Raw genomic sequence first — 26,062 nt, 5'->3', positions numbered from 1 at the left:
TTCGCTTCTATCAATAAAAAATACCGCTAACAAAAAGTAGCGGTATTTTTATATTTCGATCTGAATATTAAAATTTTACACTCATATCTGCAATAATATTCATTGCTTCCTGAAGGTAAAGGTCTTTTTTCAGATTTTTGATCCAGATTTCAGATTTTTTCTTGAAGGCTTCGTCTTTTTTCTCTCTTTCAATTTCGTTCTGATACATTGTAAACTGAAGACCGTTTTCAAATTTCGTTAATGATTTGAATTTTTCGATCTGCGCTTTTCTCTGCTTCATTACATCATTGAATTTATTGATATTCAAAGTAATGGTTTCCTCTTTATCCAGTTTTTCTCTCCACTGAGCAGACTCCAAAAGCAACTGGTATTTTGCATTTTTAGCCATTCTGTCGTTGCTTGCTTTTTCCAATGCCTGAATGTTGAAATAATTAAGCTTCTGGAAACTTGTGGAAGGAATTTTATCCCAAGCCAGAGCATAATCGTCATATCTTTCTCCTATCTCCGCATAGGTAAAGAAATCTTTCATCTGAATGTCTGAAACAATTCCTTTTCTCTGAGTAGATTCTCCTGTAATTCTGTAGAATTTCTGGATCGTCAGTTTTAAAGATCCGAAATCGTCTTCTGTATTTAAGAATCTGTTCAGATCCACAAAAGTCTGTACGGTTCCTTTTCCGAAAGACTGCGGCGAACCGATAATCATTGCTCTTCCATAATCCTGCATTACTCCTGCTAAGATCTCAGAAGCTGAAGCAGAAAGTTCGTTCTGCATGATTACCAATGGTCCTGTCCAGATCGGAGTTTCATTTTTATTTTTTAACGTCTGAATTTTCCCGTTTCCGTCTTTTACCTGTACATACGGTCCTGCCTGCATGAAAAGTCCCATGATGTCTCCAACTTCCGTTAAAGAACCTCCTCCATTGTTTCTAAGATCCAGAACAATCCCTTCAATTCCCTGAGCTTTAAGCTTAATGATCTCATTTTTAATATCATCTGAAGCATTTCTTCCGTTAGGATTTTCAAAGTCCGCGTTGAAGCTTGGCAAATTAATGAAACCGTATTTTTTACCATTCGGAGAGTTTACAATAATACTTCTCGCGAAAGTATCTTCAATGGCAACTTCTTCACGGATCATGGTTACATCTTTTATCGTTCCGTCTTTTTTCTGAACCGTTAAAGTGACCGGAGTTCCTTTTTCACCTCTGATGAGTCTTACGGCTTCATCAGAAAGCATTCCTACGACATTTACCGCATCTTCTTTCGGTTTAGATTTTACTTTTAAGATTTTATCCCCTTCAGAAAGCTGTTTGGATTTCCACGCCGGAGCACCGATCGTTAAAGCTCCCAGATAAAGATTTCCTTTTTTCTCCTGAATAATGGCTCCGATTCCGATTACTTTTCCGGTGAAATTGGTATCAAAATCTTCTTTATCCTTTGGAGAATAATAGTTGGTGTGCGGATCGAAAACTTCCGTATAAGCATTCATGTACACGGTAAACCAGTCCATTTTCTTTCTCTTTTTGAATCTCGTAAAGGTTTCTTTCACAAGATCTTTCACCTCATCGGTTGCTTTTTTGAGCTTCTGATCCGGCGCAAGAGGCTGATATTTTATGGTATCTTTCAGGTTGTATTTCTGTACAGAATCTTTTTTCTCTTTCTGAGCTTCTTCTTTGCTGTTCATCGATTCGATTTCCTGAAGGATATTGTATTTGATGAATTTTTTCCACTCGTTATACTGCTCCTGCTTGTTTGCAGGAACTTTTTTCATTTTCGGTTCTAAAATAAGCGTTTCATCTTCTTCCAGATTAATCGGCTTGCTGAAAATATCCTGTGTAATTTTATCGATTTCGTCTACTCTCTGGTATAATCTGTCGATAGTAAGTTTGTAGAAAGTAAGATCACCCTGATTGATATAATCATCCAGTTTCGTTTCGTGCTTCCCGAATTCATCCATATCCGATTGAATGAAATATCTTTTTCCCGGATCTACCATCTCGAAATAATGCTTATAAACATCTTTAGAATAGGCATCGTTGATGGGTTTTGGGCTGTAATGCAAATAAGAAAGTGTATTTTTCACGCTCACCATTATCGTCTGCATCTTTTCGTCATCATTCTTTGGCGAGTTGAAACAAAACATTAGACTTGTTAATGGAATTAGGAGTAAAAATTTATTTAGCTTAAAATTTTTCCACATAAATCTGTAATGTATTTTATTAATTTTAAAAAAGTATTGTAATAAGTAGTTATTTTTTATTCTCCGTTACAAACTATCAAATTTAATACCTTATTTCTAAATATCTGTTACTTTTAAGGATTTTTATTAAGATCAGGATTTATCTTAATTTTTACTGTTGAAAGTATGGTTTAAAAGATCAAAAATTCAAAAACCATTATTTCACACTCCAAAATATTTAAACCCAAAGTTTTTTCCGAAGAAAGTCTTTTATAGTATATTTGTTACAATTAAAAAATTTATATGGAAAGACCACTTATTCTGGTTACGAATGACGACGGAATTACAGCACCGGGAATCAGAAATCTTATCAGTTTTATGAACGAAATCGGAGAAGTAGTTGTTGTAGCACCCAATTCTCCGCAAAGCGGTAAAGGTCATGCGATTACCATAAATTCTACTTTAAGTTACGAAGAAGTACATCTCGAAGGTCCGCAAAAGGATTTTTCCTGCAGCGGAACTCCTGTTGACTGTGTAAAGATGGCTCTTGACAAAATTCTTCCGCGAAGACCGGATATTGTGGTTTCAGGAATCAATCACGGAGCGAATTCTTCCATTAATGTGATTTATTCGGGAACAATGTCTGCTGCGGTAGAAGCGGGTGTGGAAAGTCTTCCTGCCATCGGATTTTCTTTGCTGGATTTCAGTTGGGAAGCAGATTTTACGCAGGCAAAAGAATACATTCAGAATATTGTGAAAAGAACTCTGGAAAACCCTATGCCGAAAGGAATTGTATTAAACGTAAATATTCCGAAACTTCCGAAAGAGGAAATAAAAGGGGTAAAAGTCTGCAAACAGGCACACGCAAAATGGGAAGAAAGCTTTGATGAAAGGGTAAATCCTCACGGGAAAAAATATTACTGGCTGACCGGATATTTCAACAATATGGACGAATCTGAAGACGCCGATGAAACCGCTTTAGCAAATGGGTACATTTCTATTGTTCCGGTGAAATTCGATCTTACCGCTTATGAGTATATGAATACGCTGAATGAGGTAATGAAATTTGATTAAATATAAATATTGAGGCGTAAATTTTTTTACGCCTTATTTTTTTGCAATAGAAACTCTTACACCGAATAAAATTCTAATCATATCAAAGACGGAAAATCTTATGTATTGATATTCTGTTAGATTAAGTTTTTTTTTAAGATCAATATAATTGGAATAATCAAAACTTGAAATTCTTTCTACCACTCTATTATCTTTAACAAGATATAAAACATTGTACGACTGATATTTGGCTCTTTCTATTTTTTCAAAACAAAAATCTAGATCATCTATTTTAATTGTTTCAGTTTTAAAAAATTTTTTAAAGATAATCATACCATCAGTTATTATAATTTTTGTGTGAATTTTAAAGAAAAAATTCCAAAATAAAATCAATGCTGAAACAAAAAAAATATCTCTCAGAATATATAATATCTTAAAACTTCCAAAATCATCAATAATAATGAAAGTAAAGACTATTGTAGATAAAAACGTTAAAAAATATACGATCATTAATGATTCGATGTTAATCCTTGATCTCATTCTTTAATGTCTTAAAATAAAACTCTATCCTCTTTCCTCAATTCCTCCAGATATTTGCTTTTATCATCACGGTAAAATAAATTCATGGTTTCGAAAGGAATCATTTTCAGGTCTTTATTCACAATGTGAACGCAGGATTTTTTCACAGCGCGGACATCAAAATCATGCGCATCCATAAAGTTCATGATGATAATTCTGAACAGGTTATCGTAATCCAGATTAGGTGCGGAAACGTCAGGAAGACAGCACAATAACTGATTAACTTTAGGTTTTACTTTATCCACAGAAATTCCGGTGCTGAAAATATCCAGAAGCTGCATCTGCAATCCGGTATCCTGTTCGTAAACAATGGTATTTCGGGTTTCATTGTTCAGTAAATCAGCAGGATTGATGTATCGTGTTAAAGGAATCGTTTCGCCTTCCAGTTTCAGAATATATCCCATCGCCAAAGCATCGGGATTGCACGGAACCGGAATGATATCATCCGAATTCAGCAAAGGAAACTGATTGAGAATTTCCTGCCTCACTTCAGTTAAAGTAATTTTTTCATGAGCAGAATCTTCGCGGTTTCTTCCTGCAATTTCTACAGGCTGAAAGGTAATTCCGCGGACGCATTTCTGTTTCAGGGCAAAATCAATAATTTTTCCGATTTCGTCAATATTTTTATCTTTCTGAAGAACAATGACGAGGGTTGTAGAAAGATTTAAAGCATTCAATTTCTCTAAAGCTTTCATTCGTACGTCTGTTAAATCTTTTCCTCTGAAATCTTCCAGAACTTCCGGTTTAAAGGAATCAAACTGAAGGTAAATTTCAAATTCCGGAGCGTACGTTGCCAGTTTTTCGGCAAAACCGGGATCATTGGCAATTCTTACCCCGTTCGTATTCAGCATTAAATGTTTGATGGGTTTCGACTTCGCAATATCCATAATTTTAAAAAATTCAGGATGAATTGTCGGTTCTCCTCCACTGATCTGAACAACATCCGGTTCGCCTTCATTTTTAACAATGATATCAAACATCGCTTCGATTTCTTCCAGACTTCTGTGACTTCCGTAATGTGGTGAAGACATTGCGTAACAGGTAGGACAGGTAAGATTGCATCGATCTGTTACTTCCACAATAGAAAGGCAGCTATGTTGCTCATGATCAACACATAAACCACAATCGTAAGGACAGCCATATTCTACATCGGTTCCAAAATGATGCGGCATTTCAGAAGCTTTATTGTAATTTCTGATGTTTTTATAATACTGAACATCAGAAGCAATTTTAGTTTTGAAAAATCCGTGATCCGGACATCTTTTCGTCATAAAAACTACTTCATCCTCAATAATGATCTTTGCTCCCACTCTTTTCAGACATTCGGGACAAAGACTTATGGTATAATCGTAATAGGTATAATTTCTTACTGGCATAATAATTTTTAATTTATAAAGCTCCTCCGCAAATAATTCCACTAATTATCAAACAGATAAGCATGGAAATAGTGACAGTCTGCCAAAATTGCTTCTTTGAAAAATTTTCATTCTTCCAATGAAAAATAGCTTCGGTAATTTTTGCTACTATAAATGAAATTCCAAAAATAATTCCTCCGAATATAAAAAGTGCTGTTATTATTGAAATCAACAAATCCATTCTTAACTGTTTTTACATTCCACCACAAACAAAACCACTGATCAATCCGCCAACAAGCATGGAAATCAGAACAGTCATCCAAAACTGACCCGTTGAAAATTTTCTTTCATTATTCCATTCGTAAATAACTTTTGTAATTACGGCAACAACAAGCGATATCATCAATAATACAAAGGCAATAATCCCGATAATCATTACAACAAGACCACCAAGATCTCCGACTTCAAGAAATGTGAGTAATTTCATGATTTGATATTTAATGTGAAGTTACAAATTTTGTTTTTCTCAATTTTAAGAAATAATAAAAAATTACGGCTATACAAACAAGCTGTATGGTTCCTAAATTTCCTAAAATTTCTACTTTCGGCTTGATGAAGTCCAGCAACAGTCGGAAGCTAAAATAACTGACCATAAACAACTGAAAAACGAAACCTGAAGGATATTTTTTTGCATTCTGGATAATTTTTAAAACGATCCATAAAAGAATGAGAAACGCTATTTCATATAATGCCACAGGATGTCTGAGAAATTGGTCTCCCAGATGCATTCCGAAAATAAAATCAGTAGGAATTCCGTATGTTTCTTCATAAATTCCGGTAAGAAAGCAGCCGATTCTGCCAATAATCATTGCTAAGATCAGTGGATAGACAATCAAATCTCCGGTACTTTCTTTATGCGCGACAATTTTTTTTGCCCATTCAACACCAATTAAGCCAAAAGCCAATCCGCCAACAATTGTATTATTTGTCCAGATGATTTTCAGATCAAAATGCTCTAAAAGTCTGATGGGGTTTTCGAGATTTCCAATTAATTTTGATCCGATTAATGCTCCCGCTGTTGCACCAATTAATACCGCAGCCGACGTATTGAAAGACATTTTCTCTTTCGATTTTCGTTTTAGATAAAAATAAAACCGCATTCCGATAAAAATTCCTGCCGCTTCAAACAGCGGATGAGCGAGAATCGTTTTACCAAATAGGTGAAAGGTCACAGGAAATTCCATGGTTTCAAAAGTATTATTTTTAATTAAAACTTATTCGAATTTCTTTAAATTTTATATGTGGTTCTTTTGTCTTGAAACAAAAGAACGAAAAGTTCAAGACTTTGAATCTGAATGCTAAAAATTAAAATTCATTCCTAAAATTCCCAAAACTTGCGCGAATTCAATTGGGGTCTTTTGATTAAAAATTTGCCTCGCGCTTCAAACAGTGGGAATTTTTTAACGAAATAAATTGTAATTTTCTTAACGCTTCAGCTTCATATGTCGATTTTTCTGATCGTATTTATGATTTAGTTAGCTTTTAAATAAAGGTTCAAATTGTATTAAATAATTTATAAAATCCTTTTAAATAAAGATTAGAATCAATCTTTTTCATAAATTTAATTAAAATAATTATCCGAATTATGAGAATAGAATATGATATTAAACTGGGTTTTAAGGATGTAATGTTCCGTCCGAAACGTTCTACCCTGAAATCCCGTTCTGAAGTTGATCTTGAAAGAGAATTTACATTTAAACATACCCGAAAAAAATGGAAAGGCGTTCCTGTGATTGCTGCTAATATGGATACGGTGGGAACATTTGAAATGGCGGTTGAACTGGCAAAAGAAAAAATCATCACAGCGGTTCATAAGCATTATTCTGTGGAAGAATGGTCAGATTTTTTAGATTCTCAGCCGGAAAACATTTATCAGTATATCGCATTAAGCACGGGAACCGGAAAAGCAGACGAAGAAAAGATAAAAACCATCCTCGATCTGCATCCTAAAATCGAGTTTCTCTGCATTGATGTAGCCAATGGTTATTCTGAGCATTTTGTTGAATTTGTGAAGAAGGCAAGGGCAAATTTTCCAGATAAAATTATCATTGCCGGAAATGTTGTAACCGGAGAAATGGTGGAAGAACTTCTTTTAGTCGGTGCAGATATCATTAAAGTCGGGATTGGTCCCGGTTCGGTTTGTACAACGAGAGTGAAAACCGGAGTGGGATATCCTCAACTTTCGGCAATTATAGAGTGTTCTGATGCGGCACATGGTTTAGGAGGCCATATTATTGCGGATGGCGGCTGTAAAGTTCCGGGAGATGTGGCGAAAGCCTTTGGCGGCGGTGCAGATTTTGTAATGTTGGGCGGAATGTTTGCCGGACACGATGAAAGCGGTGGTGAAATGGTGGAAGAAAACGGCAAAAAATACAGACTTTTTTACGGAATGAGCTCGAAAACAGCCATGGATAAACATTCGGGAGGTGTTGCAGAATACCGTGCTTCGGAAGGAAAAACCGTAAAAGTAGCTTACAAAGGTCCGGTTCTGGAAACGGTAAAAGATATTTTAGGCGGCGTTCGTTCTACCTGTACTTATGTGGGGGCTTCAAAACTGAAAGAGCTGTCGAAAAGAACGACTTTCATCAGAGTTCAGGAGCAGGAAAATCAGATATTTAAAGAGTAACTATTGAACAAAATATTTAACATTATAAATGGTGATTGTCTCGCTGAACAATTGAAAGAAACAACAATTTCCAGCGAGATGATTATCTGTAGAGAAGCTTTAGTTGCAGGTTCTTTACAGGCTGAAAATCTGGATGTTTTCTGGAAAGTAAGATCAGAATTTATTGCTGAAAATTATGGTGATACAAAAGAAAATTATTACCGTAAATTGGTTTCAGAATGCAATAAAATAATGCAGATTCCGGAAGATTCTGAGGTACATCTTTGGTTTGAAGATGATCTTTTTTGTCAGGTTAATATGTGGTTTTGCTTAACGCTGATTCCGAAGGATAAAAATATCAACATCTACAGGATTTTTCCAAAAGCATCGAAAGAAAACCAATGGAAGGGATTTTCGGATTCTGACCGTTTTGATTTGGAAGAAACATTAAATTCAAGAGTTTTATTTAAACAAAAGGATCTTGAATTGGGGCTGAATTTATGGGAAGCTTATCAAAGTAATCATCAAAATAAATTAAAGCAACTTTCTGAAATTCAATCTGATTGCTTTCATTTTTCACCTGAATTAATTACTGCTTATCAAAACATTAATCCTGAAGTTTTTATTCAAAATTTAATCCTGAACGGCATAACAGATTTTAGTGAGGTGTTTGAAAAGTTCCGTGAGGAGTTGGGAATTTTCGGATTCGGAGATTTGCAGGTAAAGCTTATTTATGATAAAGTTTTTCAGGAAAAATAGCGCTTATTTTACAACAATGCTTTTCTTGCTGAAAAATTTTTCCAACTGATCATTAACGTACTTTTTCTCTTCTTTTGCGGAAGATAATTCATCAAAGTACAGGATTTTAGGAACTTCCCTGATTCTGTCAATCTTTAAAGAATCTTCTTTAGAATTCTGAATGACTGTAATTCTGTCTCTTATTTCCTTATCATATTCTTTTAAATCGGTTACAAAAATTTCTTTAACGAAATTATTCATGTTGTAATCTATATTAAACCCTGAATAACTCTGACTGAAAAAATCTGTTTCCGGCAGAAAGATGACAAACAAACTGATCCACCAAAGTCTTTTTAAATTCTCCTTTTTGTATAGTAAAAGAAAAGAAAGGGTAGCTAAAAAGAAGATGACAATATTATCGTTCTGTCTTCCTACAATATTAATAAGATAGCCCAAAAACATTAAAGGCAGCAATGAAATCATGCAGATTATACAGGCTTTGGTAAAGTTAATTTTGCTTTTTAAGATCGTAAATTCTTCAAAAAATAAGGCTGTAAACAAAGGAATAAGAAATACTGTTTTTATAAAAATATACCCAAAATTAAAAGTGAAAAAAGCCGCTCTTTTGGTCCATATCCAATAAAAAGCATCATCAGACTTTACCATTCTGTTAAAATTTCCCGGAGCTAAAAAGCTGATAAGAAATCCGATAATTCCGATGGTTAAAAGAATTTTATTTTCCTTTGATGGTTTTTCAAAGCCTATAAAGCTCAATACTCCTAACAAAAGCAGCGCAATGATTTCATTTGCCCCCATCAGAATAAAAATGATAACAGCGCTTAAAAAGAAGAACAGTTTTTTGTGTGATTGCTGAAACTTTCCATAAAAAAAGAATAAAAGACATGATAAAATAACCGGCAGGAAATAGACATTAGATCCTGTGATCCAAAAATAATGTTCCGGTAAACTGATTAATCCAACCGTATAAATAAAAAACAATAACAGGCTCTTTTTTAGGGCTTCTGTAAAGGTATAATTAAAATACAGTCTGAAATTTAAAATGACGACTGCAAGAAATGAAGTGAGTAAAAATACAGGATAAATTTTCGGGAGTATATTGAACGGATCTTTAGAAACAGGATTCACCATATTAATGGTGTAGCCAAAATATCTTCCTCCCCAATGCATATAAAAATCGCAGACATTCCCTAAAAATCCTAATTTTTTTGTTCCATAGGAATAGATATAATCATCGGTCTGATATACATTAAAAAAAGAAAAGTAAACCAGACCGATTAGTAGTAAAACCGACAAGAATAAGGTAATATTCTGTACCGTTTTCATATATTTTATGTCAAAAGACCTCCATCAACGTTTAACGTCTGTCCTGTAACGTAAGAAGACATTTCACTTCCTAAAAATACGCATGCATTTGCAATATCTCTGGTCTGTCCCAGTTTTTTCATCGGAATAGCTTCGTTCCATTTTTCTTTTGCTTTGTCATCTAAAGCATCCGTCATTTCTGTCTGAATGAATCCCGGAGCAATTGCGTTGCAACGGATGTTTCTTGAACCTAATTCCAATGCGACAGATTTAGTGAAACCGATAACTCCCGCTTTAGAAGCTGCATAGTTCGCCTGTCCTGCATTTCCGCTGATTCCTACTACAGAAGTCATGTTGATGATTGATCCTGCTTTTGCCTTCATCATGGGCTTAATCACCGCTTTGGTAAGGTTAAATACAGAATCTAAATTTACTTTAATTACTTTATCCCAGTCATCCTTCGACATTCTCAGAAGCAGATTGTCTTTTGTAATTCCCGCATTGTTTACCAAAATATCAATTTTTCCAAACTCAGCCATTACTTCGTCCACTAAAGTTTGAGCGGCATCAAAATCTGATGCATCAGACTGATATCCTTTAATTTGAGTTACAGAACTTAAAGCTGCTTCCAATTCCTTCGCTTTTTCTACAGATCCGGCGTAAGTGAATGCTACTTTTGCACCCTGTTCGGCGTACATTTCGGCAATTCCTTTCCCGATTCCTCGTGTAGCTCCCGTAATTAGCGCTACTTTTCCTTCTAATAGTTTCATATATGACAATTATTTTTCTTTATAACGTATTAGCCTTTTGAAAGTTGGCTAATATACAGCATTTAATTTTACAGAAATAAAACAGTGCGCAAAGATATTACAAAATGTTATTCAATGCATTTTAAATCACTTTTTTAGCGAAAATTTATGACTGTTTTTTTGATATTCGTTATTAATCATACTGCTTTTTAACGCAAAGGGTCGCTAAGATTCTTTTATATACCAACTGTTCTTGTGTTCGCAAAGGCGTTTCACTCAGCAAAGACCTCAAATATTTTCCACTTATGCAATTAATCAATAAAACTTCTGTCTTTTTGCTCTGTAAAGTAGATAAATTCTGTTTCTTTTCCTTTGGTAAGTCTGATGCCTTTTTTATCCGGAAAAAACTTATCATAGACAATTTCCGTTAAAGGCTCATTTTTATCGTTGGTAACGCCGAATTTATTATCTTTTTTCACCACAAATTCATTAACACCTAAAAAAGTGGTGATGTCATTGTAGACGAAAGGAACAATTTCATTTCCGTTTTCATCCATCATCCCGTAGAAATTGTCTATGCTTTTTCCGACTAAAGTAGGATAAAGCTCAAAAGGTTTTACTTCTTTAAATCCTTTTAATTCTTTATAATTTCCTGTTTTTGGTGAAAATGTGTAAAAGGTTTCGTTTTTATTGACAATCAGTGTATTGGGGAATATTTTTTCGATTTGGTAATCGTCATTCAGGATATTTTTTAAATTTTTATCCAGAATTTTTTCTTCATCGTCTTTTCTCAGATAGAGATATTTTTCTCCTGCAATGCTCAATCCTTCTACCCTGTCATATTCCTTCGGAAAAACCACTTCTCCGTTTAGACGCACAACGGCAGTTTTAGGATTTTTCTGATCTTGAGAGGTTTTAAACAATCCATTAAAAAGTGGGTTTACATAATGATAATCAAGATCATACACCTTCCCTTCTTTCTTAGAAAAAATGCTTACTTTGTCTTCTTTGGTAAGGTAAATATATTCTCTGCCCACAAAAGCCTGATCATATATTTCATCGGCAATGGTATTTTCTTTTTCATCAATAATTCCGTATTTATTTTTGGAAGTATCCAAAGTTACCAAATAAGGAAACGCATTGATATTGTCCACGTTATGATCCGAAATCGTACTTAAGGTTTTACCATTATTATCAATAACTTCTCCCGATTTTTCACCTTTCGAAAGATAAGTTCTGCTTTTGTAGAAACGAAGATCATCGGTAAAAGGACGGTCTGAAATCTGTATTCCATCAAAATCATAAATCAGCCAGACTCCGTTATTTTTAACAAAGAATCTGTTTTCGCTTCCAAAAACTATTTTTTCAGAGAACGGAATAATTTCTTTTCCGTTAAAATCGTAAACACATTCCTTTCCTTTTTTTGAGTAAATCAGCCTGTCTTTATTTTCCCAGGTTCTCAATTTGAAAAGATCCATAGGAATAACTTCCTTTCCGTTTGCATCAATGATCGCCGTTTTTCCATTGGAATTTCCCGCTTTTACCCTCAAAACAAACCTGTTTTTCCATAAATGTGAAATTTCACTTTTTGCGGGATACTCAAAGGTGATATTGCCCAGAGAATCTACAATTCCGGATTTTCCGGTTTTGACGTCAGAAATCATTCCGTATCCTTTGGAATAGAAACGGACTTCTTTGCCTATTTTTTTTGTTAAAAGTATCTGTTTATACTGATCCGTCTGCCCGAAACAGACCGACGAAAGCAGCACGAAAATTAAATTTTTCAATTAAATGGAATTATTTACGATGAGAACAATCTCACCTTTTAACGTTTTGCTTTTGGAAAACTCAATGAGTTCAAGAATTGTTCCGCGTTTGGTTTCTTCGAACTTTTTGGAAATCTCACGGCTTAAGCTAACCTTGGTTTCTTCGCCGAAAAATTCTTTAATCTGCTCCAGTGTGGTATTGATTTTATGCGGACTTTCGTATAAAACGATTGTTTTTTTCTCTTCTGCAAGCTGCTTCAGCTTCGTTTGTCTGCCTTTTTTCTGAGGAAGAAATCCGGCAAATAGAAATTCGTTATTCGGTAATCCTGAAACCACCAAAGCCGGAACAAAAGCGGTTGCTCCCGGTAAACAGATCATTTCGATATGATGATCGGAACCTGCTTTTGCCAGCAAATAACCCGGATCTGAGATTCCGGGAGTTCCTGCATCGGTAATAATCGCAATATTCTGACCGCTTTTAAGGTCTGTAATTACTTTTTCCGTTGTCTGATGCTCGTTGTGTAAATGATAAGATTTTAAAGGCTTGGAAATCTCGAAATGCTTTAAAAGAATTCCGGAAGTTCTTGTGTCTTCACATAAAATATAATCAACCTCTTTCAGTACATTTACCGCTCTGTAGGTCATATCTTCGAGGTTCCCGATCGGTGTAGGAACAAAATATAAGATTCCGCTCAAAATTTAGTTTATAAAAATTTATTTTCCACCAATATCCACAGTCTCTGTGCATATTCGTCCACTTTGCTCCATTTTTTGGCATAATAAAGATCACTCAGGTATTCTTTTGCCTCCTCCAGTGTTCTGAAACTGTTCAGGTTATTCACCACTTCATTCAGTTCCGTCTGGCTTCCTCCGAACAGTGTTTTTGTGAAAGCAATCCTGTCATTCAAATCAAGTTTAAACTCAGGCTTTTTCTTTTCCGCTTCCATAAAATCGGTTGGAATATTGGTCTTTAAAATACTTCCTGTCTCTTCTTTTTTCTCAACAGGAGTTGCTTTTTCCAGCATATCTCTTTCAAGATGATCATCATCAAAAAGCGACTGTACTGCTTTCAGACCTTTGATATTTGCCAGTTTTATCTTTTTATCATGATGATAGGCTTCGAGATTTTCAAAGCTTTCATCAGATTTTAAATGTTCTTTCTCTTCCGAAACAGGTTTGTTTATCTCAACAATTTTTCTTCTGTCATTAATTTCCGCTAAAATAGGCTGCTCTTGTTTTTCTTCAACAACGGCTTCGTTTTTAATTTCATTAACGATGTTTTCAGCATTTGAAGTATCGGTCGCCAATTCGCCCTGTTCCATCATTGTGCGGGAAGAATACTGATTATCATTTTCTTCCACTAAAATTTCCTCATTTTCATCTAAAACTTCACCATCAAAAATGCTTGGAATTTCTTTCAGTTCTTCTTCATTTTTATACTGATAATTGCTTTGAATCTTTTCTTCTTCATCAAAATCATTCAGAATATCTCCACGATTGTCCGAAATTTCGTTTTCAAATTCATCAATTTCATTTAACTGATGATTAAAAATAACTTCTTCTTCTGTTTTGTTTTCATTAAACATTTCTTCCGAGAGCTCTTCATCATTTTCGGGTTCGGAATTTGCCAGAATTCTTTCTTCATCCACAAAATTCAGATCCGCTCCGCTATTTTCAGAAGTTTCATATTCATCAAGTTCATTTAACTGAGCATTGAAAACATCTTCATTCTCTTTCAGATCATTCTGAATTTCATCCTGCGAATTTTCTTCTGCAAAATTAATTAAAGTTTCGTGAAGTTCACCTTCTACAATCTCATTTAATTGATTGTTAAAAATTGCCTCTTCTTCAGTCACTTCAGTTGAATAATTTCCGGATTCGCTTCCGTCAATTTCATTAAGCTCATTATTGAAAATAGCTTCTTCTTCCGTTACTTCACTGCTGAAATCATGGGATTCCTGCAAAGGAGCGGGTGAAGAAAATTTTTCTTTATTTTCTGAAATCAGCGAAGAATTTTCACTTCCGAAATACTCTAAATTTTTTTCCAGCAGACGCAGAAACGAAATCCTGTTGGCAAGTTCTTCCACAAGATCCTGCTTTGACGAAAGTTCGTCTACGTTGCTTATTTTATCCAAAATACCAATGATATTCTTGGATTCAAAAAAAATCTTTTCCTTTAAATCTTGGATGTTCTGCATAGAAGAATCTTGTTAAAATTGCTTACTTTTGATCTTAAAAATATACGGCTAATTTAACAAATGTTTTTAGAAAATACAATTAATCATTCCAAACAAAGTGGTTGGATGGAAGTTATTTGTGGCTCAATGTTTTCCGGAAAAACCGAAGAGTTGATCCGAAGGCTGAGAAGAGCTGAAATGGCAGGGCAGAATGTGGAGATTTTTAAACCAAAACTGGATACGCGGTATTCGGATGAAGATGTGGTTTCGCACAATCAGAATAAAATCCGAAGCACGGCGGTAGAAAATCCCAGCGAAATTCTTTTGCTGGCTTCCAATTGTCATGTAGTAGGAATTGATGAAGCACAGTTTTTTGATGAAAGCATTGTGGATATAGCCAATCAACTGGCAAATGGCGGAATAAGAGTAGTTATTGCAGGTCTGGATATGGATTTTCTCGGGAGACCTTTCGGACCAATGCCGAATCTGATGGCAACTGCAGAATATGTTACAAAAGTACACGCAATCTGTAGAAGAACAGGAAATCTTGCCAACTATTCCATGAGAACTTCCGCAGGAAAAGATCTTGTAGAACTTGGAGAGACAGAATCTTACGATGCGGTAAGCAGAAGAGTTTTTGTGGATGAAGTTTTGAATAAAAAAGAGATTTAATATCAAATTTATTATTAATTTTGTTTAAAATTTAATAGTGAAAACTATCAGAAAATGATATTAGAAATTAAAAATTACATCAAGATCAGCAATTCTATTGACGAGATTCTGAAAAATTCGCCTTTCAAAATGAAATACATCATTGAAAAAAGCGGAATTTCCGAGCCTACGTTTTTCAGAAAAATGAAAGAGAAAAAATTTCTTCCGGAGGAATTGCTGAAGATTGCGGAAATTATAGAACCGGAAAAAATTTCGCATGATGATATTCTCAATGCTATTCAGGAAGGTTTAGACGACGTAAAAAACGGACGGATAACCGAACATATGGCAGTGATGAATGAAGCAAAGGAAAGAATTGCAAAAAAGAAAAATGAATATTTTTTGGACAAATAGAGCCAAATCGGATTTAGAAATTCTAGAAGATTTTCTTATTGAAAACTGGGGGTTCGATGTTTTGGAAGATTTTTATGAAATTTTAGAAAGAAAAATTTCTCTGCTTGAAAATGGAAATCTTATTCATCAAAAATATGAAGACACAGCGTTTCACAAATTATTAATTACGAAACACAACTCTATCATTTATGAAATTTCAGGAAATCAAATAAATCTTTTAAATATGATTAATAACTTCCGAAATCCTGATTCTAATTATAACCTAATTACAGAAAAGTAGTTTATGAACTACACGACAAACCATATCGCAGAAATCACCAATGCGAAGATTATTGGAGACAAAAATATAATAATCAGGAATATCGCTTTCGACAGCAGAATTATTTATTCTACTAAAAATACTGCGTTTATAGCGATCAATACTCCAAAAAATTCCGGAGAAAAATTCATTGAATCTGCGATCGACCGTGGAATAAATGTCATCATTTCCGAACATCATCATCCGCAGTTTGAAAATATTACGTGGATCATTGTTGAAAATTCGGTTGAATTTCTTCAGAAATTAGCTAAATTTCATTTTGAAAATGCTCATTTAAGATCCATTGGAATTACAGGAAGTAACGGAAAAACGATTTTAAAAGAGTGGCTGTATCAATGTCTGTGGAATGAATTTCCAACGGTGAAAAGCCCAAAAAGTTTCAATTCCCAGATCGGACTTCCTCTTTCTCTGCTTCAGATTAATAATTCTCATCAATTAGGAATTTTTGAAGTAGGCATTTCAAAGCCAGACGAAATGGAAAAGCTCGAAAATATTTTCCATCCGCAGATTGGTTTGCTTACCCACATCGGAACTGCTCATCTTGCCAACTTCCAATCGGAGGAGGAGCTGATTGATGAAAAGATCAAATTATTCAAACATTCTGAAACGGTTATTTACAACGGAGATAATTCTTTGGTTGACAAAAAGATAAAGGCATTATATTCAGGTAAAAAATTAATTTCTTACGGCTTTAAGGATGACAACGAAGTTTACTTCAAAAACAATATTTCGAAAAACGAAGATGTAACGGTACATTATTTCAACGAAGAAATTTCTTTTCCGGTGCATCAGAGAGATGAAGCGACTTTAACGAATGCTTTGGCGCTTGTAACGGTTTTAAAGGAACTTGGTATTGAAAACGAAAAGATCGTCGAAAAAATCAACGCTTTAAAGGCCGTTGAAATGAGACTTGAAGCGATTGAAGGAATTAAGAACAACATTGTCATCAACGATTCTTTTAACCTTGATCTTGATTCTCTGAAAACCGCGCTTCAATTTCTTAATGAATACAATAAACCGAAAAAATCTCTGGTTCTTACAGATATTGTAGGGGTAAATTCTAATTCGAAAGAACTTTATGAAGAAGTTTCCGAGCTTGTAAACGAACAGAAATTCGATTCTGTTTTCCTGATCGGTGACGAAATATCAAAATTTAGTGAATTATTTAAAACTAAAACTTTTACTTTCATCAATACTAAGGAATTGATTGAAAGTAAATATCTTACAGAAATTGAAAACCAGATCATTTTATTAAAAGGAGCAAGGAAATTTGAAATAGAAAGACTTAAAGATCTGCTTGAGCTCAGAAAACATGATACGGTTTTAGAAATTAATTTAAATGCTATTCTTCATAACATCAATTACCATAAATCTTTATTAAAACCAACCACAAAAATGATGGCGATGGTAAAAGCAAACTCTTATGGTTTAGGAAGTTATGAGATTTCGGAATTTTTGCAGCATCATCACATAGATTATCTTGGGGTTGCTTTTGTTGATGAAGGTGTAGAACTCAGAAAAAAAGGAATTACGGTTCCTATTGTGGTTATGAATCCTGAACAGCATAGTTATGAAACGGTGATTGCGTATAATCTGGAACCGGAAATTTACAGTTTCAGAGTTCTGGAATTATTCTATGAAGCCGTTCAGAAATCCGGATATGATAAAAAATATCCGATTCACATCAAACTGGAAACAGGAATGCATCGTCTTGGTTTTAAAGGCAATGAACTGGATCAGTTAAGTGAGACTTTAAATTCAATGAATGTAAAAGTTCAGAGTATTTTCAGCCATCTTTCTTCTTCAGATTTGCCGGATGAAAAAGAATTTACATTCCATCAGCTTGAAACTTTTGAAAAAAACTCAACCTATTTGATAGAAAAATTAGGGTACACTCCTATCCGACATATTTTAAATTCTTCAGGAATAACCAATTACACCAATCATCAATATGATATGGTAAGAATCGGGATTGGAATGTTAGGAGAATCACCAAATAGTGAAATACAGAAACAACTGAGATCTGTCGTAAGCTTTAAAACGGTAATCTCTCAAATTTCTACGGTAGAAAACGGAGAATCAGTAGGTTACAGCCGTCGATTTAAAACAGATCATCAGACAAAAATAGCCACTATTCCTGTAGGATATGCCGATGGAATCCCAAGATTAATCGGAAACCAGGTCGGAAATGTAGGAATCCACAAAACCCTTGCTCCGATTGTAGGAAGCATCTGTATGGATATGATGATGATTAATGTAGATCATATCCCGAATGTAAAGGAAGGCGATACTGTTACCGTTTTTAACGCAAAACCAAGTTTAAAAGAATTCGCAGACTACTGCAAAACAATAACCTATGAAGTTTTAACCTCCATTTCGCCCCGTGTGAAACGGATTTATATTAAAGATTAGCCTATGAGAAAGCTCCTGATTATTTTATTTGCCTTTCAATTGCTTCTGATTCAGTCTCAGGTAAAGAAAGACCTCGTTATTTCGAAAAATCCCAAAATAGGACTTTCTCTTGCAGGTGGCGGAGCTAAAGGATTTTCTCATGTAGGCGTACTTAAAGTGCTGGATTCTCTGGGCGTAAAAGTAGATTATATTGCAGGAACAAGTATGGGAGCCATTGTAGGCGGACTGTACGCTTCAGGATATTCCGGAAAAGAGATAGAAAAGATTGTAATGGACACCGATTTCTATTCTTTAATCACTGATCCCAAAGCAAAACGACAGGAAACAACTTTCTTTAATAAATCCGTTGACAAATATCTTTTGTCTATTCCTCTTAAAAACGGAAAAATTACCCTTCCCTCTTCCATCAGTTCCGGACAGAAAAATGTCTATCTGTTGAAGGAACTTTTCAAAAATGTTTCCAATATTGACGATTTCTCCAAACTCCCGATTCCTTTTATGTGTGTCGCCACCAATCTGGAAAGCGGCAATATGCAGATTTTTGAAAAAGGAGATTTGGTACAGTCGATTATGGCAAGTTCTGCATTTCCGTCACTCATGGATCCTGTAAAAATTAACGACAGTATTTATATTGATGGAGCGATGACGGTGAACTACCCTTCCAAACCTTTAAAAGATAAAGGAATTGATATCGTTATCGGGGTTGATCTTAATCAGGATCTTTCCAAACGTGAAGATCTGAACAGCATTATTGCCATCTTAAATCAGGTCATCGATTTCGGAATTAAAAAAGATACCAAAAGACAGTATCAGTATACCGATATCAACATTAAACCTAATTTAACGGGCATGACAGCCACAAGCTATGATGATAAGAAAAAAATTCTCGACAGCGGCTACGTAGAAGGCTTAAAATACGTCGATATTCTCGATCAGCTACCCAAGAGACCTTTCGACAGAATAAGACAGCAAATGAGCCCTATTTATTCTAATGTTTATAAAATTGACAGTCTCGAAATTGAAGGAAGCAGAATTTACGGTAAAAATTATGTTTTAGGGAAAATGGGACTGCGGCTCCCTTCTCTCCAAACCTACGGAAGCATCAATAAACAGATTGATAAATTGGTCGCCACCAACAATTACAAATTCATCAATTACGATATAATTTCCGGAAACAATTCAAATTACCTTAAGCTCTACGTTACCGAAGACGATACAAGACATTTTCTAAAATTCGGACTGCATTACGACGAAATTTTCAAAACCGGACTTCTTTTAAACTATTCAGCAAAACGACTTTTATCTCGAAATTCAAATCTTTCGCTGGACATTGTTGTAGGAGATAAACCCCGATATTATTTAAACTATTTTATTGATAACGGATACATTCCGGGCTTCGGAATTTATTCTTCGGGAATGAGCTTTAATTTGAAAGACGTCAATAACAATGAAGTCGACAAATGGATCTGGCTGAGAAATGAAGCTTATATTCAGTCGATCTGGAAAGATAAGTTTGCCATCGGCGGCGGGATCAGTCACGATTATTTCGAAGCAGAATTCAATGGCGATAATAAAAGATACAGCAGATTTCTTAATCCGTACATATTTCTGAAAAGCGACACCCAAAACGACAGAGACTTCCCTACCCGCGGAATTTACATTAATGCAGAAGGAAAAGTAATTGATCTTTTAAAATCTGAAGTAGAAAAAAGACTCGTTCAGGTAAAAGCAGATATCAGAATAAATCTTCCTCTTTCAAAACAATTTTCCTACAGACTCAATCTTTACGGAGGAATTACCATCGGAGAAAACCTTCCCGACTTTTACAAATACAGACTGGGCGGAATTTTTGAACAGAATATCGTAAACTACAGAAGCTTTTCAGGGTTCTATTTTGCTCAGCTAAATAGTAATAATGTGGTTTTAATTTCAAACGACCTTCAGTTTAAATTCAATAAAAACTATTTCCTGAGCGGAAACTTCTCTTTTGCCAACCTTTCCAATGATATAACCTTTGAGGATGCGGTAAAATTAAACTTCAGTTCAGTAGGATTAACGGCTGGATACAAATCTCCTTTCGGGCAGATCAAAATCAACTTCAGCCATTCACTTAAAAACAATCAAAAAGGCATATTCAGTGTTATTTTAGGACACTGGTTTTAATTACAAAATGATACAATTTTTTTACGAAAACTTACCCGAATCGGTAAACACAGAATACAAAAAATGGCTGGAAGACCTTATTCTTTCAGAAGAAAAAAAGTTGGGCGAGATCAATTATATTTTCTGTGACGACGAATATTTACTCAAGGTAAATCAGGATTATTTACAGCACGATTACTATACTGATATCATTACATTTGACTATGTAAAAGGGAAGACCATAAGCGGCGAGATTTTTGTATCTTTGCAGCGCATTTCAGACAACGCTTCTACCCTATCCAGAAATTACGAAGAAGAATTACGAAGAGTTTTGGCTCACGGAATTCTGCACCTTTGCGGATATAAAGATAAAACAGAAGAAGAAGAACTGCAGATGCGAGGAAAAGAAGATCATTATTTAGCAAAATACCATTAAGTTTTTTTTAGGAGCTTAATCCCGCTCTCCGCACTCGCTATTTTCTTTTTTCAAAAGAAAATGAGCTCAGACAAATGCTGCGATCGGGGCTAAATAAAGCGCAACAGAACAGATTTAAGACAATAAAATTTACAAATGTTTCACGTGAAACATTTGTAAAAAAGAGTAAAAATTAAGGCTTAAAACAAGCAAAAAAAATGATTTCAGAAATATATGATGTAATCGTAGTCGGTGCCGGTCACGCAGGATGTGAAGCCGCCGCTGCAGCAGCCAATTTAGGTTCAAAGACGCTGCTTATTACAATGAATATGCAGACCATCGGACAGATGAGCTGCAACCCTGCAATGGGAGGAATTGCAAAAGGACAGATCGTAAGAGAGATCGATGCGATGGGAGGATATTCCGGAATTGTAGCAGACAAATCTGCGATCCAGTTCAAGATGCTGAATCTTTCCAAAGGTCCTGCCATGTGGTCACCAAGAACACAAAACGACAGAATGCTTTTCGCAGAAGAATGGCGTTTGGCTTTAGAAAATACACCCAATCTTGATTTCTTTCAGGACATGGTAAAGCAGCTTATTATCGAAAATAATAAAGTTGCCGGAGTGGTTACGTCATTAGGAATAGAGATAAAAGGACGTTCTGTAGTTCTTACCAACGGAACTTTCCTTAATGGTTTGATCCACGTTGGAGATAAACAATTAGGAGGCGGAAGAATGGGTGAACCAAGAGCTTTCGGAATTACAGAACAGCTCGTTTCTTTAGGTTTTGAAGCAGGAAGAATGAAGACCGGTACCCCACCCCGCGTAGACGGAAGAAGTCTGGATTATTCTAAAATGGAAGAACAGAAAGGAGATGAAAATCCTCAAAAATTCAGTTATTTAGACACTCCTAAATTAACCAAACAATTAAGCTGTCACATCGTTTATACCAACGAAACCGTACATGATATTTTACGTGAAGGTTTCGACAGAAGCCCAATGTTCAATGGTACAATTCAAAGTTTAGGGCCAAGATATTGTCCGAGTATTGAAGATAAGATCAACCGTTTTGCAGAGAGAAACAGACACCAGTTGTTTGTAGAACCTGAAGGCTGGAAAACAGTTGAGATCTATGTAAACGGATTCAGTTCTTCCCTTCCTGAAGATGTGCAGATCAAAGCAATGAAACATATTCCGGGATTCGAAAACGTAAAAGTATTCCGTCCAGGCTATGCTATTGAATATGACTACTTCCCTCCTACCCAATTGAAGCATACCTTGGAGACAAAATTAATTGATAACTTGTACTTCGCGGGACAGATCAACGGGACAACGGGATACGAAGAAGCAGCCGGACAAGGTCTTATTGCGGGAATTAACGCTCACAACAAAGTAAAAGAACAGGATGAATTTATCCTTAATCGAGACGAAGCTTACATCGGAGTTTTAATTGATGATCTTATCACAAAAGGAACAGAAGAGCCGTACAGAATGTTTACCTCAAGAGCAGAATACAGACTTCTTTTGAGACAGGATAACGCAGACATCAGATTAACTCAAAAAGCTTTTGATTTAGGCTTAGCCAAAGAAGAACGTTTAAAAAGAGTAAATGAGAAAGTCGCTCAAAGTGAGGAACTTGAAAACTTCCTTCGCGAAACTTCTTTAAAGCCGGGAATAATTAATCCTATTTTGGAAACGATCGAAAGCAGCCCTGTTGATCAGGCTTACAGAGCAGCGCAGATTCTTACAAGACCCAATATGACGTTGGAAAAGCTGGATCAGATTGACTTTATCAACGAAGTTTCTACTAAATTTGATGATGAAGTAAGAGAACAGGCAGAAGTGAATATTAAGTACAGAGGCTATATTGAGAAAGAAAAAGAGAATGTAGCCAAACTGAACCGTCTGGAAAACATAAAAATTCCGGAAGATTTCGATTATACTAAGATCTCAAGTCTTTCTGCTGAAGCAAAGCAGAAGATGACGAATGTAAAACCAAAAACAATTGCACAGGCTGGAAGAATCAGCGGAGTTTCGCCTGCAGATATTAACGTTTTATTGGTCTATTTAGGACGCTAAAACGAAAATGTTTCACGTGAAACATTCATAAAAATACAATCAAAAATTAAGGTATTTATGAGCTTATACAAAGGTCTGAATATCTTAATTTTTAATTTTAAAGAAAAATCAAATGAAAATAAAAGATCATTTTCTATCTCAGGAAATTTTTGAAATTATTGAAACAGATACAAAGGGAGTTTTCAAGACCTCCCCTATTCCATCCAATATTTCGAAATATTATGAAAGTGAAGATTATATTTCCCACCATCAGGATTCCGGAAGTCTTAAAGAAAAACTGTATAAATTTTTACAGTCCTTTAATTTGCAGTACAAAAAAAATATACTTTTAGACCGAATCAACAAAGGATCAAAAGTATTGGATTACGGTTGCGGAGCCGGAGAATTTGTAAAGTTTATAGAGAATGATTTCGAAACTTTCGGTTTTGAACCGGATGAAGATGCAAGAAAAGCAGCCCAGAATAAAATTTCAAAAGCTACTATTTTAGATAATATTCATTCCATTGAAGATAAAAGTCTGGACGCAATTACTTTATGGCATGTTTTTGAACATATCGAAAATCAGGACGAGATGCTGGAAATTTTCAACCGTAAACTGAAAGACAAAGGACTGTTGATTATTGCCGTTCCCAATCCTACTTCCTACGATGCGAAACATTATAAAGAATATTGGGCAGCGTATGATGTTCCGAGACATATTTATCATTTTTCAAAAAACGGCATGGAAAATCTGATTGCCAAAAAACCCAACTGGAAAATGAGAAAAATTAAACCTTTGATTTTAGATTCTTATTACATCTCAATGTTGAGCGAAAAATATAAGAAATCATCCCTATTTTGGCTAAAAGCAACTATCTTCGGAACGATTTCTAACGTAAAAGCCCTTTTTTCGAACGAATTTTCAAGTTTGATATACATTATCGAAAAAAAGTAGAAAATCGAAATTTAAGCCATTTCTGAAGGTCAATTTTTCAGAATTTGAGACTTGAAAGTCAAAATCCCGGGAAATTCTCCGGGATTTTATTATTTATCGACTCCCCTACTCGATTCAATTTTCAGAATATTTTTTTCCAAGATTAAATTTTGGAAAAAATCACTCCAGAATTTTAAAATCTGTTAGTAAAAAGTTAATAACTCAAAATTTGACTCTATTTTTTTTCACCCAACACATTTCGCATAAAGCAAATTTGAATTTTATGTAAACTGAGTAAAATCAAAAATATTTTAAAAACTTCAATTTATAGCTTTTTGAGAATATTGAAAATTTTAATCATTACACCATCATCATATTTTTTGATTTTCGGGTAAATTTTGAAATTGGCTCAAATATGAGCAAACTAAGTAAAAAATGAATCCGCAAAAATTTTTGGTCAATTGTAGAAATTTCAATACTCTGGTAATTTTCAAAATTTGAGAATTTATTCTTTGATAAATCAAAAATGAAAATTGTTAATTTGTTCTTCGTATTTGAAAATTAAAAATACTGATCGCACTTTAAGAACAATATTTAAACTTTAAAAATAATTTATAAAAATTTTAAAGCTTCATAATAAACTTTTATATAACAAACGATTTAAACACTTTAGTTTATTAAATTTAATACTTAAACTGAAAAAGAATACATAAGTAAAAAAATCAAAGATTTTTCTCTTTGCAGACTTCTGAAATACTTTACATTAATCCGATAAAGTCTTTTGCATCTTTTGCGGTTAAATTTAAAATGAGTTTGAAAAAGCTTAATAAAAAAAGTCCGCCGATTTTTTCGGCGGACTTAAAGTATATAAATTAATTTTCTTAATTGTTAATGGCAGCAACGCCCGGAAGTTCCAAACCTTCCAGACTTTCCAACATCGCTCCTCCACCGGTAGAAACATAACTTACTTTTTCTCCGTAACCGAATTGCTTCACAAACGCAACACTGTCTCCTCCTCCAACTAAAGAGAAAGCTCCCAATTTTGTAGCTTCGGCAATACTGTCTCCCAATGCAACAGTTCCTGCTGCAAAATTCGACATTTCGAAAACTCCGATCGGTCCGTTCCAAAGAATGGTTCTGGAATTTAACAAGACATCATTGAACTGATCTCTAGATTTCGGACCTGCATCCAATCCCATCCATCCTTCAGGAATTTCGTAAATATCCACTTCTTTTCTGTCAGCATCATTACTGAAACTTTCAGCAATTACTGTATCAGACGGAAGATAAACTTTCACTTTATGCTCTTTCGCTTTTTCTAAAATCTCCAGTGCTAAAGGTAACTTATCTTCTTCCACTAATGAAGTTCCGATCTTTCCGCCTAAAGCCTTAATGAAAGTAAACGCCATTCCGCCTCCGATGATTAAATTATCAACTGCCTGTAAAATATTTTCTATAATGGTAATTTTAGTTGAAACTTTAGAACCACCAAGAATAGCTGTAACAGGTCTTTCACCGCTTTTTAGTACTTTATCAATCGCCTGAAGCTCTTTAGCCATCAATAAACCGAAAAATTTAGTTGATGGAAAAAATTTAGCAATAACCGCCGTTGAAGCATGTGCTCTGTGAGCTGTCCCGAATGCATCATTCACATACGCATCTGCTAATTTAGAAAGCTGTTCTGCAAAAGCTTCATCGCCTTTTTCCTCTTCGTTATGAAAACGCAGATTCTCCAACAAAAGAATTTCTCCCGGCTTAAGCTCAGAAGCAGCCTTTTCAGCCTTTTCTCCAACACATTCGTCCACAAACTTAACTTCCTGTCCTAAAACCTCAGAAACCTCGTCTACGATATGTTTCAGCGAAAACTCGTCTTTAACCTCTCCTTTTGGTCTTCCCAAGTGAGCCATCAGAATTACAGAACCGCCATCTTTAAGGATTTTATCTACGGTCGGCTTTACCGCAACAATTCTCGTATTGTCTGTAACTTTCAGCTGGTCGTCCTGCGGAACATTGAAATCCACTCTTACAAGAGCCTTCTTTTCATTGAAATTGAAATCATTGATTGTTTTCATATGTACATTTTATATTTTTTCGGGTAAAGTGAACCGACTTTGAGAATCCATTGGCTTCATTT

At 34.9% G+C, this 26,062-nt stretch carries 23 protein-coding genes; 11 read left to right on the top strand and 12 right to left on the bottom strand.

Features of this window, described 5'->3' with window-relative positions:
- Positions 1-67 precede the first annotated feature (67 nt).
- Positions 68-2,197, bottom strand: coding sequence for a carboxy terminal-processing peptidase (locus tag WFH39_RS09695; protein ID WP_336689750.1), 2,130 nt, complete (start codon positions 2,195-2,197; stop codon positions 68-70).
- 282 nt (positions 2,198-2,479) lie between these two features.
- Here WFH39_RS09695 and surE point away from each other — a divergent pair, with 282 nt between their 5' ends.
- Positions 2,480-3,250: a 5'/3'-nucleotidase SurE gene (gene surE, locus WFH39_RS09690; protein WP_235132182.1), complete on the top strand. Its 771-nt coding sequence runs from the start codon at positions 2,480-2,482 to the stop codon at positions 3,248-3,250.
- A gap of 33 nt (positions 3,251-3,283) precedes the next feature.
- Here the strand turns inward: surE and WFH39_RS09685 are convergent, their stop codons facing one another.
- Genes WFH39_RS09685 through WFH39_RS09665 form a run of 5 tightly spaced genes read right to left on the bottom strand, consistent with a single transcriptional unit; the run spans position 3,284 to position 6,407 of the window.
- Positions 3,284-3,739, bottom strand: a complete 456-nt coding sequence (locus WFH39_RS09685; RefSeq protein WP_336689749.1) for a hypothetical protein — start codon at positions 3,737-3,739, stop codon at positions 3,284-3,286.
- Between the two features lie 41 nt (positions 3,740-3,780).
- On the bottom strand, positions 3,781-5,184 hold the full coding sequence (locus tag WFH39_RS09680; RefSeq protein WP_336689748.1) for a radical SAM protein: 1,404 nt from the start codon (positions 5,182-5,184) through the stop codon (positions 3,781-3,783).
- Positions 5,185-5,197: 13 nt separating this feature from the next.
- Positions 5,198-5,404: a hypothetical protein gene (locus WFH39_RS09675; protein ID WP_290263888.1), complete on the bottom strand. Its 207-nt coding sequence runs from the start codon at positions 5,402-5,404 to the stop codon at positions 5,198-5,200.
- A gap of 12 nt (positions 5,405-5,416) precedes the next feature.
- On the bottom strand, positions 5,417-5,650 hold the full coding sequence (locus tag WFH39_RS09670; protein WP_271248779.1) for a hypothetical protein: 234 nt from the start codon (positions 5,648-5,650) through the stop codon (positions 5,417-5,419).
- Positions 5,651-5,660: 10 nt separating this feature from the next.
- Positions 5,661-6,407, bottom strand: coding sequence for a prolipoprotein diacylglyceryl transferase (locus tag WFH39_RS09665; RefSeq protein ID WP_336689747.1), 747 nt, complete (start codon positions 6,405-6,407; stop codon positions 5,661-5,663).
- Positions 6,408-6,808: 401 nt separating this feature from the next.
- On the opposite strand from WFH39_RS09665, the gene WFH39_RS09660 reads away from it, so the two are divergent.
- Both WFH39_RS09660 and WFH39_RS09655 read left to right on the top strand, forming a co-directional pair.
- Positions 6,809-7,849 (top strand): GMP reductase, encoded by a 1,041-nt coding sequence (locus tag WFH39_RS09660; protein ID WP_336689746.1) that lies wholly within the window; start codon positions 6,809-6,811, stop codon positions 7,847-7,849.
- Between the two features lie 3 nt (positions 7,850-7,852).
- Positions 7,853-8,587, top strand: coding sequence for a DUF1835 domain-containing protein (locus tag WFH39_RS09655; RefSeq protein ID WP_336689745.1), 735 nt, complete (start codon positions 7,853-7,855; stop codon positions 8,585-8,587).
- Positions 8,588-8,590: 3 nt separating this feature from the next.
- Here WFH39_RS09655 and WFH39_RS09650 read toward each other — a convergent pair whose 3' ends face one another.
- The 5 genes from WFH39_RS09650 to WFH39_RS09630 form a co-directional block, all read right to left on the bottom strand.
- The gene (locus WFH39_RS09650; protein ID WP_336689744.1) at positions 8,591-9,910 is read right to left on the bottom strand and encodes a DUF6056 family protein; all 1,320 of its coding nucleotides are present in this window, start codon (positions 9,908-9,910) and stop codon (positions 8,591-8,593) included.
- 5 nt (positions 9,911-9,915) lie between these two features.
- Positions 9,916-10,659 carry a 3-oxoacyl-[acyl-carrier-protein] reductase gene (gene fabG / locus WFH39_RS09645; protein WP_214587784.1) on the bottom strand — a complete coding sequence of 248 codons (744 nt, stop codon included), beginning with the start codon at positions 10,657-10,659 and terminating at the stop codon, positions 9,916-9,918.
- A 290-nt stretch (positions 10,660-10,949) separates the two neighbouring features.
- Entirely contained in the window at positions 10,950-12,425 is a 1,476-nt protein-coding gene (locus WFH39_RS09640; RefSeq protein ID WP_336689743.1) for a WG repeat-containing protein, read from the bottom strand.
- On the bottom strand, positions 12,426-13,100 hold the full coding sequence (gene rsmI, locus WFH39_RS09635; RefSeq protein WP_076391044.1) for a 16S rRNA (cytidine(1402)-2'-O)-methyltransferase: 675 nt from the start codon (positions 13,098-13,100) through the stop codon (positions 12,426-12,428).
- Between the two features lie 8 nt (positions 13,101-13,108).
- Complete coding sequence (locus WFH39_RS09630) at positions 13,109-14,602, bottom strand: hypothetical protein (protein ID WP_336689742.1); 1,494 nt, start codon at positions 14,600-14,602, stop codon at positions 13,109-13,111.
- 60 nt (positions 14,603-14,662) lie between these two features.
- Here WFH39_RS09630 and WFH39_RS09625 point away from each other — a divergent pair, with 60 nt between their 5' ends.
- The 8 genes from WFH39_RS09625 (at position 14,663) to WFH39_RS09590 (ending at position 23,949) form a co-directional block, all read left to right on the top strand.
- On the top strand, positions 14,663-15,253 hold the full coding sequence (locus WFH39_RS09625; RefSeq protein ID WP_076391046.1) for a thymidine kinase: 591 nt from the start codon (positions 14,663-14,665) through the stop codon (positions 15,251-15,253).
- A gap of 54 nt (positions 15,254-15,307) precedes the next feature.
- On the top strand, positions 15,308-15,646 hold the full coding sequence (locus tag WFH39_RS09620) for a hypothetical protein (protein WP_076391047.1): 339 nt from the start codon (positions 15,308-15,310) through the stop codon (positions 15,644-15,646).
- Positions 15,624-15,926 (top strand): type II toxin-antitoxin system RelE/ParE family toxin, encoded by a 303-nt coding sequence (locus WFH39_RS09615; RefSeq protein ID WP_108408670.1) that lies wholly within the window; start codon positions 15,624-15,626, stop codon positions 15,924-15,926. The genes WFH39_RS09620 and WFH39_RS09615 overlap by 23 nt, the downstream gene beginning before the upstream one ends.
- Positions 15,927-15,929: 3 nt before the next feature.
- The gene (locus WFH39_RS09610; RefSeq protein WP_336689741.1) at positions 15,930-18,377 is read left to right on the top strand and encodes a bifunctional UDP-N-acetylmuramoyl-tripeptide:D-alanyl-D-alanine ligase/alanine racemase; all 2,448 of its coding nucleotides are present in this window, start codon (positions 15,930-15,932) and stop codon (positions 18,375-18,377) included.
- A 3-nt stretch (positions 18,378-18,380) separates the two neighbouring features.
- Positions 18,381-20,540 carry a patatin-like phospholipase family protein gene (locus WFH39_RS09605; protein ID WP_336689740.1) on the top strand — a complete coding sequence of 720 codons (2,160 nt, stop codon included), beginning with the start codon at positions 18,381-18,383 and terminating at the stop codon, positions 20,538-20,540.
- 7 nt (positions 20,541-20,547) lie between these two features.
- A complete protein-coding gene (ybeY, locus tag WFH39_RS09600; protein ID WP_076391051.1) occupies positions 20,548-20,955 on the top strand; it encodes an rRNA maturation RNase YbeY in 408 nt (135 codons plus the stop codon).
- A gap of 197 nt (positions 20,956-21,152) precedes the next feature.
- Positions 21,153-23,015 carry a tRNA uridine-5-carboxymethylaminomethyl(34) synthesis enzyme MnmG gene (gene mnmG / locus WFH39_RS09595; RefSeq protein WP_336689739.1) on the top strand — a complete coding sequence of 621 codons (1,863 nt, stop codon included), beginning with the start codon at positions 21,153-21,155 and terminating at the stop codon, positions 23,013-23,015.
- Between the two features lie 112 nt (positions 23,016-23,127).
- Complete coding sequence (locus tag WFH39_RS09590; RefSeq protein WP_336689738.1) at positions 23,128-23,949, top strand: class I SAM-dependent methyltransferase; 822 nt, start codon at positions 23,128-23,130, stop codon at positions 23,947-23,949.
- Between the two features lie 860 nt (positions 23,950-24,809).
- On the opposite strand, the gene WFH39_RS09585 is transcribed toward WFH39_RS09590, so the two are convergent.
- Entirely contained in the window at positions 24,810-26,000 is a 1,191-nt protein-coding gene (locus WFH39_RS09585; RefSeq protein WP_336689737.1) for a phosphoglycerate kinase, read from the bottom strand.
- Positions 26,001-26,062 lie beyond the last annotated feature (62 nt).

It is taken from the genome of Chryseobacterium sp. MMO-72 (genome assembly GCF_037146035.1).
GTDB lineage: Bacteria > Bacteroidota > Bacteroidia > Flavobacteriales > Weeksellaceae > Chryseobacterium > Chryseobacterium indicum.
Note: the sequence above shows the minus strand (reverse complement) of the source record. Positions and strands in the feature narration are given on the sequence as shown.

Coding starts and splice junctions, on each gene's coding strand:
- WFH39_RS09610 (WP_336689741.1), top strand. CDS start 15,930: ATGAACTACACGACAAACCATATCGCAGAAATCACCAATGCGAAGATT.
- fabG (WP_214587784.1), bottom strand. CDS start 10,659: ATGAAACTATTAGAAGGAAAAGTAGCGCTAATTACGGGAGCTACACGA.
- WFH39_RS09695 (WP_336689750.1), bottom strand. CDS start 2,197: ATGTGGAAAAATTTTAAGCTAAATAAATTTTTACTCCTAATTCCATTA.
- WFH39_RS09620 (WP_076391047.1), top strand. CDS start 15,308: ATGATATTAGAAATTAAAAATTACATCAAGATCAGCAATTCTATTGAC.
- WFH39_RS09625 (WP_076391046.1), top strand. CDS start 14,663: ATGTTTTTAGAAAATACAATTAATCATTCCAAACAAAGTGGTTGGATG.
- WFH39_RS09685 (WP_336689749.1), bottom strand. CDS start 3,739: ATGATCGTATATTTTTTAACGTTTTTATCTACAATAGTCTTTACTTTC.
- WFH39_RS09605 (WP_336689740.1), top strand. CDS start 18,381: ATGAGAAAGCTCCTGATTATTTTATTTGCCTTTCAATTGCTTCTGATT.
- WFH39_RS09680 (WP_336689748.1), bottom strand. CDS start 5,184: ATGCCAGTAAGAAATTATACCTATTACGATTATACCATAAGTCTTTGT.
- mnmG (WP_336689739.1), top strand. CDS start 21,153: ATGATTTCAGAAATATATGATGTAATCGTAGTCGGTGCCGGTCACGCA.
- WFH39_RS09650 (WP_336689744.1), bottom strand. CDS start 9,910: ATGAAAACGGTACAGAATATTACCTTATTCTTGTCGGTTTTACTACTA.
- WFH39_RS09585 (WP_336689737.1), bottom strand. CDS start 26,000: ATGAAAACAATCAATGATTTCAATTTCAATGAAAAGAAGGCTCTTGTA.
- WFH39_RS09615 (WP_108408670.1), top strand. CDS start 15,624: ATGAATATTTTTTGGACAAATAGAGCCAAATCGGATTTAGAAATTCTA.
- WFH39_RS09675 (WP_290263888.1), bottom strand. CDS start 5,404: ATGGATTTGTTGATTTCAATAATAACAGCACTTTTTATATTCGGAGGA.
- WFH39_RS09590 (WP_336689738.1), top strand. CDS start 23,128: ATGAAAATAAAAGATCATTTTCTATCTCAGGAAATTTTTGAAATTATT.
- WFH39_RS09630 (WP_336689742.1), bottom strand. CDS start 14,602: ATGCAGAACATCCAAGATTTAAAGGAAAAGATTTTTTTTGAATCCAAG.
- WFH39_RS09665 (WP_336689747.1), bottom strand. CDS start 6,407: ATGGAATTTCCTGTGACCTTTCACCTATTTGGTAAAACGATTCTCGCT.
- WFH39_RS09670 (WP_271248779.1), bottom strand. CDS start 5,650: ATGAAATTACTCACATTTCTTGAAGTCGGAGATCTTGGTGGTCTTGTT.
- WFH39_RS09660 (WP_336689746.1), top strand. CDS start 6,809: ATGAGAATAGAATATGATATTAAACTGGGTTTTAAGGATGTAATGTTC.
- ybeY (WP_076391051.1), top strand. CDS start 20,548: ATGATACAATTTTTTTACGAAAACTTACCCGAATCGGTAAACACAGAA.
- surE (WP_235132182.1), top strand. CDS start 2,480: ATGGAAAGACCACTTATTCTGGTTACGAATGACGACGGAATTACAGCA.